The sequence below is a fragment of the Roseibium sp. genome (genome assembly GCF_039982295.1).
GTDB lineage: Bacteria > Pseudomonadota > Alphaproteobacteria > Rhizobiales > Stappiaceae > Roseibium.
Genome location: NZ_JBDWYP010000033.1, coordinates 87614 through 101397, shown reverse-complemented (window position 1 = coordinate 101397; position 13784 = coordinate 87614). Strand labels below are relative to the sequence as shown.

Sequence of the window (13784 nt, the reverse complement as noted above, 5' to 3'; positions counted from 1 at the left end):
GCCTTCAGTCCTGCGCAACTGCACCAGCTGCGTTGTCTATATCTTTTATGGCGGAATTCGACCGGAAAACCTCGAGTTCGCGTCCCCGCGACAGGAAGTTTTCGCTCGCCTGACCCGCAAGCAGTGCAGCATGTATCACATTTGACCGACCCAATGCCAAATTCAATTGAGTCGAATCGAACAAACGGACGATCTGCAGCCCGTTTGCGGTCTCACCTCGGCTTGCGACCACCGCCGCCAGCTTTCGAATCCCATCCTCGGCTGCATCCGAAGCGTGGATCAGCCCCACGACAGAGTCCCGTCGAAGGGCAGCTTCAACTTTCGAAAACCCGGTCACGAGCTCCCCAGCCTTGCGACTGATGGAAAGCGCGGACAAGGCCGCTTTTTCCAGAAGCGCGTCAACACGCTCCGTAAGTCCCGGTTCGACAATGGCTTCACACTTGAACCCGCGGCCGAACACCCGTTTCCTATCTTTTTCAGCAAGCCGGACCGTTTCGTCCGCTGCCGTCACCCATACGCCGCGCCCGGGAAGAACCCGCTTGAGATCCAGGACGACCTTTCCCTCAGGGTCCAGGACGAAGCGGATCATGCGATCTACCGGCTGAACCTCCCGTGTTACGGCACATTGCCGCTCGGTCGGCTCACTCTTTCTTGGCACCTGCCACCTCCGTTAGACCGCCTTCCGGCAGCGATTTCAGCCCTTAAGGATCGCGCCTGCAGTCACTTCCTCAGCTTCTTCCTCAACAGCTTCAGCATCGTCAGCGGCTTCGCCGTCTTCCTGCTGAGCGTTCAGCTCTTCTTCAGTCACCCAACCAGCACTGACGCGGGCCGACATGATCATCGCTTCAGCATCGGCGCGGGACACATCAAATGCGCTCAGAGCACCTTCGAAACGCTTTGTCTCGCCGTCCTTGCGCTCAGTCCAGCCAACCAGATCGTCGGTGGCACAACCAGCCAAGTCTTCGACCGACTTCACATCATCCTTGCCAAGCGCAACCAGCATCGCCGTTGTCAGGCCATCGATGGTGCGCAGATCGTCGGAAACACCGAGATCGCGACGCTCCTGATCGAGCCGGGTTTCCAGCTCTTCCAGATAGTCTCGCGCACGCGCCTGAATTTCTTCTGCGGTGTCGTTGTCGAAGCCCTCGATCATCGAGATCTCTTCAAGCTCGACATATGCGACTTCCTCTACCGAGGTAAAGCCTTCTGTCGCCAAAAGCTGTCCGACCATTTCGTCGACGTTGAGAGCTTCCATGAACAGGTTGGACCGTTCCTGGAATTCTTTCTGACGACGCTCGGACTCTTCGTTCTCGGTCATGATGTCGATGGCCCAGCCGGTAAGCTGAGAAGCCAGACGCACGTTCTGACCACGACGACCAATCGCAAGACTTAGTTGTTCATCCGGAACGACAACTTCAATACGCTCGGCGTCTTCATCCAGAACAACCTTGGCCACTTCCGCTGGCTGCAGTGCGTTGACGATGAAGGTCGCAGGCTCATCATTCCACGGAATGATGTCGATTTTTTCGCCCTGAAGCTCACCAACAACCGCCTGAACACGGCTACCGCGCATACCCACACAGGCACCGACAGGATCGATCGAGCTGTCCTTCGAAATAACCGCGATCTTGGCGCGTGAACCTGGGTCACGGGCTACCGAACGGATCTCGATGACACCATCATAGATTTCCGGAACTTCCTGAGCAAACAGTTTCGCCATGAACTGCGGATGCGTGCGGGACAGGAAAATCTGCGGGCCGCGCTGTTCGCGGCGGACATCGTAGATATAGGCGCGAATACGATCGCCGGTCCTGAAGGCTTCACGCGGGATCAGCTCATCACGGCGAACGATACCTTCGCCACGGCCAAGGTCGACAATGACGTTGCCGTATTCGGCACGCTTGACGACACCGTTGACGACTTCGCCCATACGATCCTTGAATTCATCATATTGACGATCACGCTCGGCTTCGCGGACCTTCTGCACGATCACCTGCTTGGCAGACTGCGCAGCGATACGACCAAAATCGAGCGGCGGCAGAGGCTCGGCGATGAAGTCGCCCAGGCTTGCTTCCGGGTTGCGGGCAAGCGCCTCGTCGAGCGCGATTTCAGTCGAAACATTTTCGACGTTCTCGACAACCTGAAGCAGCCGCTGAAGGCGGATTTCACCGGTCTTGGAATTGATCTCGGCACGCACCTCGGTTTCGGTGCCGTAGCGGGACCGGGCTGCCTTCTGGATCGCATCTTCCATTGCCGTGATGACGATGTTGCGGTCGATCGACTTTTCCCGGGCAACCGCGTCAGCGATTTGCAGCAGTTCCAGCCGGTTCGCGCTGATAGCCATTCATCCACTCCTCTCGCGCCCTCATCTTCAGGTAATTCCTGGCGCGTTTCGTTCTCGCCCTGCGGATATCCGCTTAGTTGGGCTTGTTGTCCTCTGGCGCCTGCCCGTCAGCGCGAGCGGCGAGCGCCGCTTTTTCCGCCTTGAGAGCAGCCGTAATCAAATCATCGGTCAAAACGAGCTTGGCCTCGCCCATGTCGGCGAGGGGCAATTCGACCGTGTCAGCTTCACCTTCGCGCGCATCCGGCAAACGTACCACCGCTGCATCGCCGTTAAGACCTGTCAGAAGTCCGCGGAAGCGCTTGCGGCCATCCTGCATCACCGCCATCTCGACCTTCAGCTCATGGCCAGCCCAGCGTTCGAAGTCGCCCGGACGCACCAGCGGCCGATCAATGCCTGGCGAGGAAACTTCCAGATGATAGGCCCGGTTGATCGGGTCATCGACATCAAGTGCGGGCGACACGGCACGGCTGATCGATTCGCAGTCTTCAACGGTCATCGTGCCGTCGGGACGCTCCGCCATGATCTGCAGCGTGCACCCATTGGCCGCGCTGATCTTGGTGCGCACGAGCCGATAGCCAAGGTCTTCGATGACCGGCTCGACAATTGCGGCAACCCGGGCGTCCAGCCCCTGCTCCATAACAATGCGTTCTTCGTGTGCGCTCACACTAAACTCCTGTGCGACGGCGAAATCCGTTGTTCAACCGTCTGTCTGCAAATCTCGTGGCTGGTGTAAGCAAGAGCGGAGCGGGTCCCGGCGGGGCCCACCCTCATACCGCTCATATAAGCCGTGTGAGATGAAACACGGGCTGTATAACTCCAAACCAGCCCCAAAAGCAATAGCGACGCCTTGATTGGATCGAAACTACTTTACACAACCAGGCCGTCCCCCAGCTTGAGAACGTTCTCACGGCCTTCTTGCGGTCGACGTGCAGCGGAGTTAGCTTCACCACCATGAGTAATGCTGGCGCCTCAAATATTCACAGCAGACTGAGACAAGCGCGCATCAACGCAGGCTATCGATCCGCAGCGGCAGCTGCCGACGCAATGGAGCTGCCTCACAGCACCTACCAAGCCCACGAGAACGGCAATCGAAATTTCGATCGCCGCGACGCTGCTCAATACGGCGAAGTTTTTAAAGTGTCATCAATTTGGCTTCTATCAGGCGAAGGCAACCAACATTCGGCCAACGAAATTGATAGCAGCCAGAAGATCAAACGGGCCGTCTATGGCGCATTTGCCGCTGTCGAGGCCATGGGCCATCCCATCAACGCGGAGAACATCAGCGAGGCGGCCGTACGTCTTTATGATCTGGAAAGCCGGTAACTACTCCAACGAACACGTAATTTGCCTCGACCAAGGCCACTCAAAAAATCAAACCCTCAAAAAGGTAAGATATCGGCCGATACGGTTTTCCCGTATAGCCTTGGCCTCGTAGCGCGTGCCCGGCCAATTGTCCCAGGGTGTTTTCCAGTCCGAGGCGCTTTGCGCGGTCCATTCGAACGCGGGGTGATTACGGCAATGACGCAAGGTCCAGTCGACATAGGTGTCGATGTCACTTGCAAAGCGGAGCTCGTGACCAGGTTTCAGCACCCGGGCGTAGCGATCCAGGTTCTGCTGATTGATAAAGCGCCGCTTCCAGTGCCGTTTCTTCGGCCAGGGATCAGGGTAGAGCTGGTAAGCCAGATCAATTGAGGCCTCCGGCAACCAATCCAGCAGATTGATCGCGTCATCGTCGTAAAGACGGATGTTCCCGATACCTTCGGTCACGACGGTTGTGACGACCTTGGCCATGCTGCCGACAAAGGGCTCAACGCCGATGAAACCGGTGGCCGGGTTCTCACGTGCGCGGTGAAGAAGATGTTCACCGCCGCCAAAACCGACCTCGAGGCAGACATCCTTCACGTCGGCCTCAAAGAGTTCGGTCAGATCTGCCGGAGCCGGTGAGCCGAGGTCCACAGCAAGACGCGGCATCGCTTCTTCGACCAGTCTCGTTCTGCTGGGGCTGAGCGGCTTGCCCTTTCGGCGTCCGTAGAAGGAGCCTTCGTATCGGTCAGTCATGTTTCAAATCAAGCCGCCGGCCACATGGGCCGGCGGCAAGGTCCTGTTGTTCAAGGATTAAGGCGCGCCTTATTCCGCGATTGTGCGCAGCGCGTCAACCAGATCCGTCTTTTCCCAGGTGAAACCACCATCAGCATCCGGCTCGCGGCCGAAGTGACCATAAGCGGCAGTGCGCTCATAGATGGGGTTGTTCAGCTTCAGGTGCTCACGAATACCGCGCGGGCTGAGGCCCATGACTTCGCGCAGGCCCTTTTCCAGCTTCGCCTCATCGCAGTTTCCAGTGCCGTGAAGATCGACATAGACCGACAGAGGGTCGGCCACACCAATGGCGTACGACAGCTGGATCGTGCAGCGATCGGCAAGATCCGCCGCAACAACATTCTTTGCGAGGTAACGCGCCGCATAGGCTGCAGAGCGGTCAACCTTGGTCGGGTCCTTGCCGGAGAAGGCGCCGCCGCCGTGGGGCGCAGCACCGCCGTAGGTGTCAACGATGATCTTGCGTCCGGTCAGGCCGGCATCGCCGTCAGGTCCGCCGATCACGAACGCGCCGGTCGGATTCACATGCCAGACAGTTTCATCGCTCAGCCAGCCCTCAGGCAGGGAGGAGCGGATGTACGGCTCAACGATTGCGCGGACATCATCGGAGGACAACGTCTCGTCCAGATGCTGGGTGGAGAGCACCAGGGAGGTCACACCAACGGGCTTGCCACCAACGTAGCGAACAGTGACCTGGCTCTTTGCGTCCGGGCCAAGCGTCGGCTCTGCGCCAGACTTGCGCGCATCTGCAAGGTTTTTGAGAATACGATGAGAATAGAGGATCGGCGCCGGCATCAGCTCCGGGGTTTCGCGGCAGGCATAGCCAAACATGATGCCCTGGTCACCAGCGCCCTCATCCTTGTTGTTGCTCGCGTCAACACCCTGGGCAATATGGGCCGACTGGGCATGCAAGTGAACGGCGATATCGCAGTTCTCCCAATGGAAGCCATCCTGCTCGTAGCCGATGTCTTTCACGGCCAACCGCGCCAAATGCGCGATGTAGTCCTTCGTCACGGTTGCCGGACCGCGGGTTTCCCCTGCGATCACAATGCGATTCGTGGTGGCGAGCGTTTCGCAAGCCACGCGCGCATCGGGCATGGCGCCGAGGTAGGCATCAACGACAGCATCCGAGATGCGATCACAAACCTTGTCCGGGTGCCCTTCCGAGACGGATTCGGAGGTAAAGAGATAATCTTGACGGGCCATTGGCGAGCGTCCTTCTGGGAATGAATACAACAGGAGCGGTGACCGTGATCACCGCTCCCTGACAACATCAATCCGAAATGATTTTCGCCGCGTCAAGCACGCATTTGCGTTTATTGATCGTCGCCGGCCAAAGACCGCACCAGATCCACGATCCGGCGGCGGACTTTCGGATCCTCGATCCGCACGAAAGCCTTGTTCAGGGACAGGCCTTCGGAAGAGGAGAGAAAGTCGACGACATAGGAGGTCGGCTGCGTTTCGCCGAAGCCTTCTGCTTCTTCCGGCGTGCCTGGCGCATCTTCAAAGAAGAAGGCAACTGGCACCTTCAGGATCGTCGCAATGTGCTGAAGGCGGCTGGCGCCGATCCGGTTGGTACCTTTTTCGTACTTCTGGATCTGCTGGAAAGTGATGCCAAGAGCTTCTCCAAGCTTTTCCTGGCTCATGCCGAGCATCATGCGACGCAGGCGCACGCGGCTACCGACATGAATATCGATGGGGTTGGGAGCCTTTTTACTGGGCATCTGGCTTATGTCTTTCTTTGTTCTTGCGGCAATACACCACAGCTTCATTCGCTGAAACGGCGGACAAAAACCCTGGTCCAGTCAGCCCACGAGCACACCCATTCACTCGAAAACCGTTTCGTCTCATTCGCTTACTGGAAGCGATTGCAGTTTTGTACCACAGGTTGCCTTCATACCCAAGATAAAAAATCAATTTTGACGCGAAGTGCGGTTGTATCTCAAGAACAAGATTAAAATCAGTATCAAGAATTGCGTAATCAAAAAGATTTTATCACCATACTTGCCATAAATTGTTTCTGACAGTTTTCCAGGTAACCTGTTTAAGAGAATACCACGAATATTGACGGGAAGTATCCCTACTTCGCGTCCCTTGGCGTCGAAAACTGCCGAAACGCCTGTGTTTGCAGCTCTTACCAGAGGCAAGCCCTGTTCTATCGCGCGTATCGCCGACTGCGACACGTGTTGATAGGGACCGGCCGTATCTCCGAACCAGGCATCATTCGTGACATTCAGCAGGAAGTCCGGTCTTGGTCCCTCGGCTGACGCCAGCCCTGGAAAGATTGCCTCGTAACAGATGAGGGGTAGAAACGCCGTACCGGAAGAGAGGGTCAGCGGCCTGCCGCGAAAGCCAGCTTGAAAGGCTCCTGGCGCGGTGACGAGCGCCCGCAAGCCAAGAGTGTTGAGCAGATCCTCAAGGGGTAAATACTCGCCAAAGGGAACCAGATGGACCTTGTCGTAGACGTCTTGCACCGTGCCATCACTGTCGAAGAGATAGACACTGTTGAAATACTCAGTTTGACCACCGGCCTCTTCTCCCCGGATCGCACCTGTGACAAAGGAACTTCTGCCCTCCACGACACCCGCGATGCGCACGATAGCCTCAGGCGAGACTGTCAGCAGAAAGGGCACGGCGGACTCAGGCCAGATCAGGAGGCGCTCAACTCCATCCCGATCGTCCCCCTCAAGCGCCTGCTCGCTCAAGGAAATGTAACGCTCGAAAATGCTGTCCCGATTTTCGGGCAGCCACTTTTCAGCTTGAGGGATTGCCGGTTGCACGATCCGCAATTCGGTTGCGGTGTCCTGCGGATCCTCCAACACGACAAGACGAATTGCGCCGAAGAGCAAGCTGCCAACCAGACAGACAGAACTCAGACCGATAATCGCCAGCTTCTGGACGCGAGCGTTGGCGTCAAAAGCAACGGCAGGGGCTGCCAAGATCAGGGTAACAAGCAGGCCGAGACCATAGACACCAACAACACTTGCAGCCTGGGCAAGGATCAGCGTCTCCGAGAATGCGTAGCCAAAGATGTTCCAGGGGAACCCCGTCAACACATGTCCGCGGACATAGTCGGCGCCCGACAGAACCAAAGCGAGCGCTAGGACACGGGCGGGACCCTCGGGCCAGAAGCGAGCGGCGATCGCAAGAGCCAGGGCTGGAAAAAGCGCAAGGCCGACGGGCATTGCGAGTACCGCGAAGGGCATCATCCAGGCGAAGCGGTCCCCATCAACAAGAAACGCGCTTCCGATCCACCAGAGACCAGCCAGGAAATAGCCAAAGCCAAACCACCAGCCGATGGAGAAACCAGCGACCCAGCGCTGTCTGGCGCCTTCTTTTCCTTGCTCGACCGCCCCATCGAGGAGCCAGACGAGAGCCGGCAAGGTCAAGGCCAAAACAAGCCAGACGCCATAGGGCGGCATCGCGAGCGCAGACAGCAGGCCGGCGCCGAGTGCGAGACCGCGGCGGCGCCACCCCCAAGCCAGAAGGCAGGTGTTCGGCAGAACCTGCAAGGCAGCCATCATCCGGAGCATATCAACCCGCGACTCAAATTGAAAAATCACCCCGGAGCGTTGCCAATTGGCAGCATGGGGTCAAGCATCACCATGGTCGTCGCCAGACCGCACCGCGCCGTCGACCGGCTGCACGTCCTCGCGCTTCACACGGCGACGCTGTTCGGTTGTCCGAACCTCGGGGCGGCGACGGCGAATGCGCAGCCGCTTGATCCTTCGCGGGTCGGCGTCGAGAATTTCAAATTCATAGCCAGGCACGTCCGCAACAAGCAGGAGCTCGCCGCGTACCGGCACACGCCCGATCGAAACATAGAGAAGACCACCAAGCGTATCCACGTCTTCACTGGCCTCGCTTGTCTCGAAGTCGGTCCCGAGTTCAGCACCGAGGTCTTCAAGCGGCATACGCGGGTCAGCAATCCACATGCCCTCGCCTGCTGCCTCCAGCATCGCCTCTTCGTCTTCGTCATGCTCATCTTCGATGTCCCCCACGACCTCCTCAACGAGGTCTTCGAGGGAGACCAGACCGTCGGTGCCGCCGTATTCATCGATCACGAGCGCCATCTGGATCCGGTCGGCCTGCATCTTTGCCATCAGGTCGGTTGCCGGCATCGACGGGGGAACGAACAGCAGCTGGCGAACGAGCCCTGCATCCCTCAATGAGAGCGACAGGTCCACCTTCGAAAGATCGACCTCAACGGAGTTGTGACCCACGCCGTCATCCGCATTTTCTGCCGCGCTGTCGTCTTCACGATCGTCAGCTGCGTCCTCATCCTTCGCGTTGTCGACCATCAAGGCCATAAGGTCCTTGATGTGAACCATACCGCGAGGATCATCGAGCGTGTCCTCATAGACCGGCATACGCGAATGACCCGAGTCCTGGAATAGCTCCATCAGGCGACCAAGCGTTATGCCCGCGTCCACTGCCTCAATGTCAGCTCTGGGGATCATGACGTCGTCGACACGAAGCTCTCGCAAGCGCAGGATGTTGCCGAGCAGGAGCCGCTCTTCAGGAGAGAAGGCTGTGTCTCCGCCGGTTTCGCGCGCCAGCTCGTCTTGCAGGTTCTCGCGCAGACTGCCTGCGCCTCTGCGGCCGCCAAAAAGGCCGGACAGCTTCCGCCAAATGACCGCACCTTGCTGCGGCTCGCGCTGCTGTGGGTCCTCGCCCGTCGGGGCGTTGCCTTCGGCCTGCACGGCAGCCGGGGCGTCACTACTTCGTGGCTCTGAGCCTGTCATCGTCATCAATCGCCAAATCGCCCTTTTGATACAGGGCCCTCAATCGTCATCAGCAAGCAGCGGCTTGTCCGCATATGGGTCAGAAATCCCGAGTCCGGCCAAGATTTTCCGTTCGAGACCTTCCATCAATTCCGCTTCGTCATTTTCCTGATGATCATAATCGAAAAGATGAAGCATTCCGTGAACAACCAGATGGGAAAGATGATGAGAAAATTCAATTCCCAACTCATCTGTCTCGCGGCAGATGGTCTCCTGAGCCATCACAATATCACCCATCAACGGGCCGTATAGATCACCATCGGGCTCGCTGCCGGGAAAGGAAAGCACGTTCGTCGGCTTGTCCTTGTCGCGCCAGCGTTTGTTCAGCTCTTGAACCGCAGCATCATCGGTAAAGACGAGCGACACTTCCGAGCCAGCAAGCACTTCGACGGGTGCAGCCTTGAACACGGCATCAATCGCGGCATGGCACAGGCTGGTGAGCTCATCCTCATCAGGCCAGTTGCCTGCCGCAATTGCTATGTCGATCTGGAAGTCATCAGGCAGCGCACCTTGCCCCGCCTGCGGCTTGTCACTCATCGTCAGCTATTATCCGAATCATTGGCAGCCCTTGCAGCCTCGCGCGCTTCGTTGCGACGCTCCTTTGCCTGCGCTGCCTCACGCGACGCATTGTCATAAGCAGTGACGATCCGTGCAACCAGCTCATGTCGAACAACATCCACTTCGGTGAACTGCACATGAGCCACGCCTTCGACGCCGGCCAGGAGCGACAAGGATTCGCGCAATCCGGATGTCTGGCCCGGCGGCAAATCCACCTGGCTGGGATCACCCGTCACGATCATCTTTGAGCCTTCGCCCAGGCGCGTCAGGAACATTTTCATCTGCATCGATGTCGTGTTCTGCGCCTCATCGAGAAGCACGACCGCATTGGAAAGCGTTCGCCCGCGCATGAAGGCCAGCGGCGCGACTTCGATCATGCCCGACTGCAAGCCGCGGTCGACTTTTTCAGGAGGCATCATCTCGTAAAGTGCGTCGTAAAGCGGGCGAAGGTACGGGTCGACCTTCTCCTTCATATCGCCGGGCAGGAAGCCGAGGCGTTCGCCAGCTTCAACCGCGGGACGGGATAGGATCAATCGGGTCGCGTCGCCGCGTTCGATCAAGGCCGCTGCATAGGCAACGGCCAAAAAGGTCTTGCCGGTTCCAGCAGGTCCAGTCCCGAACACAAGGTCCGCACGGTCCATGGACCGGATATAGGCATCCTGTGTCGGTGTGCGGGCCACGATGGTCTTGCGACGGGTGGACACCTGGGCAAAGGCCAGTCTGGATTTCGGCTCAAGCGTGGGGAGTGGCAACTGAGCGTCCGCGGCAGCGGCCATACGCAGGGCACCATCCACATCGCCCGGGTTGATGTCATGTCCCTGCTGCAGACGCTGATAGAGAGCCTCGAGCGCATTGCGCGCTTGGGCACAGCCAGCCTGCGAGCCTTTCAGAGTGACCTGATTTCCCCTGGCGATGGCGTCAACGCCCAACTTTTGTTCGATGAGTGCGAGATTCTGGTCAAATTGACCAAAGAGATCTCCAATCAGCCTGTTGTCTTCAAACGCCAGAACAATGTGCGTCATGTCCGAGGCCGTAGCCGCTGCCTGTTCCGGACCCTTGCGAGACGAAGATTGGCTGTCACGCGTCAAATGCCGCCTCCTTGATGGCGTCGTGGGAAGACCCATTGGAAGCATGATGCCCTGCAACAAGCCGCCCGAACAGCGAATTGCTTCCGATCTCGACGATTTCCACCGCTTGTATGGTTCCGATCAGCGCCTCGGGCGCATCCACAGGCACGGGCTGCAGCCAAGGCGACTTGCCCACGAGCTGCCCGGGGTTTCTTCCCTTGCGCTCGAACAAGACATCGCACGTCATGCCGAGACGCGATGCGTTGAAGGCTGTCTGCTGGCTGGCGACAAGTGCCTGAAGTTCTGCAAGTCTCGCGCCTTTTACATCTTCGGGCACCTGATCAGCCATGGTTGCTCCGGGGGTGCCGGGGCGCTGGCTGTACTTGAACGAAAATGCCGAGCCGTATTCCACTCGGCGGATCAGATCCATCGTGTCTTCGAAATCCTGATCCGTCTCTCCCGGGAAGCCGACGATGAAATCGCAGGACATGGCGATATCCGGGCTCGCCTCGCGGATCCGATCGATCAAGCGGAAGTACTCGTCCCGCGTATGTTTACGGTTCATGGCAGCAAGAATCTTGTCGGATCCGGACTGAACCGGCAGATGCAGGTAAGGCATCAGCGTTTTGAGGTCCCGGTGCGCATCGATCAATTCGTCATCCATGTCGCGGGGATGGCTGGTCGTGTAGCGAAGGCGGTCCAGACCATCAATTTCCGACAGGCGCCTGAGAAGTCTGCCAAGCCCCCAGTTTTTTCCATCGGGAGCTTCGCCGTGCCAACCGTTGACGTTCTGGCCCAGGAGTGTGATCTCGCGTACGCCGCCCGCCGCCATCTGCTCTGCTTCAGTAACGATTTGCGCGACCGAGCGGGAAACTTCCGCACCGCGGGTATAAGGCACGACACAGAAGGTACAAAATTTGTCGCAGCCTTCTTGCACCGTCAAAAAAGCCGCAGGCGGACGTTTTTGAACAGGGCGCGCGGCCCTTTCGGACAGGTGCTCGAACTTGGCATCTATATCAAACTCGGTCTCGACGACCTTTTTACCGGACTCGGCCTCTTCCAGAAGCTTGGGCAGGCGATGATAGCTTTGCGGGCCGAAAACCATGTCTACGATCGGCGCGCGACGGGAAATCTCCTCGCCTTCGGCCTGCGCAACGCACCCGGCAACCCCGACCATCATGTCCTTGCCAGCAAGGGCACGCTCTTCCTTCACCTTCCGGATCCGTCCAAGCTCGGAATAGACCTTCTCAGCTGCCTTTTCGCGGATGTGGCATGTATTGAGAATGACCAGGTCTGCATCGGCCAGGTCTTCGGTCACCGAATACCCCTGCGGTGCCAGCACGTCGTTCATGCGCTCGCTGTCATAAACGTTCATCTGGCAGCCATACGTGCGCGTGAAAACCTTGCGCTTAGGCGGGTCGGCTTTCACGTTTGCGGGCTCGGCGGCATCCGCCACTTCGATATCCAGACGATCGGTCATTCATTCCTCAGCACCGGTTCCACAAGCCGAAATGGGCTCACGGGCAGCGGTAAAACTCAATGGAGTGGCGGCAACGGCCTTAACTGACATATGCGCTCAACGCGCGCCGAAACAAGCCCGGACTGGCACCACTGTCTTCAGCCGCCAGCTTTAGCGGGTTTTGAGTCGCTTGAGAATAGCGCAGTGTCAGAGATATCGGACGTTTTGAAAAGATCTGCCGCACCGCCACGCAGGGATGCGGCCGTCATTGCGCGAACCTGTTCTTCCAATTGCCGTGAGAGAGCCTTCCGGTCCGTCGTTGGCGCAACGAGAACCGGCTCTCCCCATCTCACGACCACATCAAGCGCGCCTTCTTTAAAAACACCCCAGAGGTGACCAGCCAGCTCCATGTCCCCATACCAGGCGACGTGCGGTCGGAATTGCCGCCCCATCGGAAGGCCCTGAAGGGAATGATAGGCGATAGACAGCGGCTGAACCCAAACCTCGCCATCGTCATCCAGCGCACGTGTCGCCGCTCCCAGCAGCGCCGAGCGGAACGGCAACACGCCGTTGCCGTCATTTGAGGTGCCCTCAGCGAAGAGAACCATGGCATCGCCCTGCGCCATGCGTTCTGCAATCGCGTCAGCCACCTTTCCCGTATCACTTCGGCGGGTACGATTGACGAAGACTGTCCGCTGCAATTTTGCGAAAAGCCCGAAAATCGGCCAGCCAGCCACTTCGGACTTGGCGATGAAGGATAGAGGCATGAGTGAACCGACGACGGTGATATCAACCCATGATGCGTGGTTCGCGGTGATCAACAACGGACGGCCGCGCTCTGGCACGCCGACCAGCTGCACTCTTATGCCGACCAGCCGTGTCGCAACACGGTGCCAAAGATGCGGCAGCTTACGCTGAAGAGGATGACCGAACCTGACCGCCAGCCATTGCAGCGGGATCAGTAAAACGGAGACGATCGTGAGGGCGAAAATCGCCCAGATTGCCTTAATCCGAGCCATCACCCTTGTCCGGCCCCTCTGACGTCAGCGGAACACCATAAAGCTCAAGCCTGTGGTCGACGAGTTTGTATCCCAGCTTTTGGGCAATGAACTCTTGCAGGGCCTCGATATCCTCATTGCGGAACTCGATGACCTTGCCCGACCTCAAATCGATCAGATGGTCGTGATGCTCGTCCGGTACTGTTTCATATCTAGATCGACCGTCGCGGAAATCATGCCGCTCGATCATCCCCGCATCTTCGAAGAGCTTGACTGTCCGATAGACAGTGGAAATCGAGATGCGAGAGTCTATGGCGACAGCTCGGCGGTACAGTTCCTCAACGTCAGGGTGCTCGTTGGATGCATCCTCAATGACGGTGGCAATCACGCGGCGTTGCTCTGTCATGCGCATGCCGTTGGCAATGCATTGTTCCGCAAGCGTCGTTTGCTGCTCTTCCGTCATGTTCACCTGAAACCCGG

14 protein-coding genes are annotated in these 13784 nt (G+C 58.2%); 1 reads left to right on the top strand and 13 read right to left on the bottom strand.

The features are described from left to right. Nucleotides 1–4 precede the first annotated feature (4 nt). The 3 genes from ABJZ52_RS05700 to rimP form a co-directional block, all read right to left on the bottom strand. Entirely contained in the window at nucleotides 5–658 is a 654-nt protein-coding gene (locus ABJZ52_RS05700; protein ID WP_348189718.1) for an RNA-binding protein, read from the bottom strand. 36 nt (nucleotides 659–694) lie between these two features. After that, complete coding sequence (gene nusA / locus ABJZ52_RS05695) at nucleotides 695–2344, bottom strand: transcription termination factor NusA (RefSeq protein WP_348189720.1); 1650 nt, start codon at nucleotides 2342–2344, stop codon at nucleotides 695–697. 73 nt (nucleotides 2345–2417) lie between these two features. Continuing rightward, on the bottom strand, nucleotides 2418–3008 hold the full coding sequence (gene rimP / locus ABJZ52_RS05690; protein WP_348189722.1) for a ribosome maturation factor RimP: 591 nt from the start codon (nucleotides 3006–3008) through the stop codon (nucleotides 2418–2420). 287 nt (nucleotides 3009–3295) lie between these two features. On the opposite strand from rimP, the gene ABJZ52_RS05685 reads away from it, so the two are divergent. Next, the gene (locus tag ABJZ52_RS05685; protein WP_348189724.1) at nucleotides 3296–3667 is read left to right on the top strand and encodes a hypothetical protein; all 372 of its coding nucleotides are present in this window, start codon (nucleotides 3296–3298) and stop codon (nucleotides 3665–3667) included. 48 nt (nucleotides 3668–3715) lie between these two features. Here the strand turns inward: ABJZ52_RS05685 and ABJZ52_RS05680 are convergent, their stop codons facing one another. The 10 genes from ABJZ52_RS05680 to ABJZ52_RS05635 all read right to left on the bottom strand — a co-directional run bounded on the left by ABJZ52_RS05680 (nucleotide 3716) and on the right by ABJZ52_RS05635 (nucleotide 13767). Beyond that, nucleotides 3716–4402 carry a tRNA (guanine(46)-N(7))-methyltransferase TrmB gene (locus ABJZ52_RS05680; RefSeq protein ID WP_348189726.1) on the bottom strand — a complete coding sequence of 229 codons (687 nt, stop codon included), beginning with the start codon at nucleotides 4400–4402 and terminating at the stop codon, nucleotides 3716–3718. 69 nt (nucleotides 4403–4471) lie between these two features. Further along, complete coding sequence (gene metK, locus ABJZ52_RS05675) at nucleotides 4472–5644, bottom strand: methionine adenosyltransferase (protein WP_348189728.1); 1173 nt, start codon at nucleotides 5642–5644, stop codon at nucleotides 4472–4474. A 110-nt stretch (nucleotides 5645–5754) separates the two neighbouring features. Then, nucleotides 5755–6162, bottom strand: coding sequence for a helix-turn-helix transcriptional regulator (locus ABJZ52_RS05670; RefSeq protein WP_153770334.1), 408 nt, complete (start codon nucleotides 6160–6162; stop codon nucleotides 5755–5757). Nucleotides 6163–6351: 189 nt separating this feature from the next. Next, nucleotides 6352–7962 carry an apolipoprotein N-acyltransferase gene (lnt, locus tag ABJZ52_RS05665; RefSeq protein ID WP_348208815.1) on the bottom strand — a complete coding sequence of 537 codons (1611 nt, stop codon included), beginning with the start codon at nucleotides 7960–7962 and terminating at the stop codon, nucleotides 6352–6354. 69 nt (nucleotides 7963–8031) lie between these two features. Then, the gene (locus tag ABJZ52_RS05660; protein ID WP_348189732.1) at nucleotides 8032–9183 is read right to left on the bottom strand and encodes a hemolysin family protein; all 1152 of its coding nucleotides are present in this window, start codon (nucleotides 9181–9183) and stop codon (nucleotides 8032–8034) included. Between the two features lie 39 nt (nucleotides 9184–9222). Next, on the bottom strand, nucleotides 9223–9759 hold the full coding sequence (gene ybeY, locus ABJZ52_RS05655) for an rRNA maturation RNase YbeY (RefSeq protein WP_348189734.1): 537 nt from the start codon (nucleotides 9757–9759) through the stop codon (nucleotides 9223–9225). 2 nt (nucleotides 9760–9761) lie between these two features. Then, nucleotides 9762–10802 (bottom strand): PhoH family protein, encoded by a 1041-nt coding sequence (locus ABJZ52_RS05650; RefSeq protein ID WP_348189771.1) that lies wholly within the window; start codon nucleotides 10800–10802, stop codon nucleotides 9762–9764. 55 nt (nucleotides 10803–10857) lie between these two features. Continuing rightward, a complete protein-coding gene (gene miaB / locus ABJZ52_RS05645) occupies nucleotides 10858–12327 on the bottom strand; it encodes a tRNA (N6-isopentenyl adenosine(37)-C2)-methylthiotransferase MiaB (RefSeq protein ID WP_348189736.1) in 1470 nt (489 codons plus the stop codon). Between the two features lie 137 nt (nucleotides 12328–12464). Then, nucleotides 12465–13325, bottom strand: a complete 861-nt coding sequence (locus tag ABJZ52_RS05640) for a lysophospholipid acyltransferase family protein (RefSeq protein ID WP_348189738.1) — start codon at nucleotides 13323–13325, stop codon at nucleotides 12465–12467. Further along, the gene (locus ABJZ52_RS05635; RefSeq protein WP_348189773.1) at nucleotides 13312–13767 is read right to left on the bottom strand and encodes a Fur family transcriptional regulator; all 456 of its coding nucleotides are present in this window, start codon (nucleotides 13765–13767) and stop codon (nucleotides 13312–13314) included. The genes ABJZ52_RS05640 and ABJZ52_RS05635 overlap by 14 nt, the downstream gene beginning before the upstream one ends. Nucleotides 13768–13784: the final 17 nt, after the last annotated feature.

What these genes read in the sequence shown, in the direction of transcription:
- nusA (WP_348189720.1), bottom strand. Translation starts at nt 2,344, where the DNA reads ATGGCTATCAGCGCGAACCGGCTGGAACTGCTGCAAATCGCTGACGCG.
- ABJZ52_RS05685 (WP_348189724.1), top strand. Translation starts at nt 3,296, where the DNA reads ATGAGTAATGCTGGCGCCTCAAATATTCACAGCAGACTGAGACAAGCG.
- ABJZ52_RS05680 (WP_348189726.1), bottom strand. Translation starts at nt 4,402, where the DNA reads ATGACTGACCGATACGAAGGCTCCTTCTACGGACGCCGAAAGGGCAAG.
- metK (WP_348189728.1), bottom strand. Translation starts at nt 5,644, where the DNA reads ATGGCCCGTCAAGATTATCTCTTTACCTCCGAATCCGTCTCGGAAGGG.
- ABJZ52_RS05670 (WP_153770334.1), bottom strand. Translation starts at nt 6,162, where the DNA reads ATGCCCAGTAAAAAGGCTCCCAACCCCATCGATATTCATGTCGGTAGC.
- lnt (WP_348208815.1), bottom strand. Translation starts at nt 7,962, where the DNA reads ATGATGGCTGCCTTGCAGGTTCTGCCGAACACCTGCCTTCTGGCTTGG.
- ABJZ52_RS05660 (WP_348189732.1), bottom strand. Translation starts at nt 9,183, where the DNA reads ATGACAGGCTCAGAGCCACGAAGTAGTGACGCCCCGGCTGCCGTGCAG.
- ybeY (WP_348189734.1), bottom strand. Translation starts at nt 9,759, where the DNA reads ATGAGTGACAAGCCGCAGGCGGGGCAAGGTGCGCTGCCTGATGACTTC.
- ABJZ52_RS05650 (WP_348189771.1), bottom strand. Translation starts at nt 10,802, where the DNA reads ATGACGCACATTGTTCTGGCGTTTGAAGACAACAGGCTGATTGGAGAT.
- miaB (WP_348189736.1), bottom strand. Translation starts at nt 12,327, where the DNA reads ATGACCGATCGTCTGGATATCGAAGTGGCGGATGCCGCCGAGCCCGCA.
- ABJZ52_RS05640 (WP_348189738.1), bottom strand. Translation starts at nt 13,325, where the DNA reads ATGGCTCGGATTAAGGCAATCTGGGCGATTTTCGCCCTCACGATCGTC.
- ABJZ52_RS05635 (WP_348189773.1), bottom strand. Translation starts at nt 13,767, where the DNA reads ATGACGGAAGAGCAGCAAACGACGCTTGCGGAACAATGCATTGCCAAC.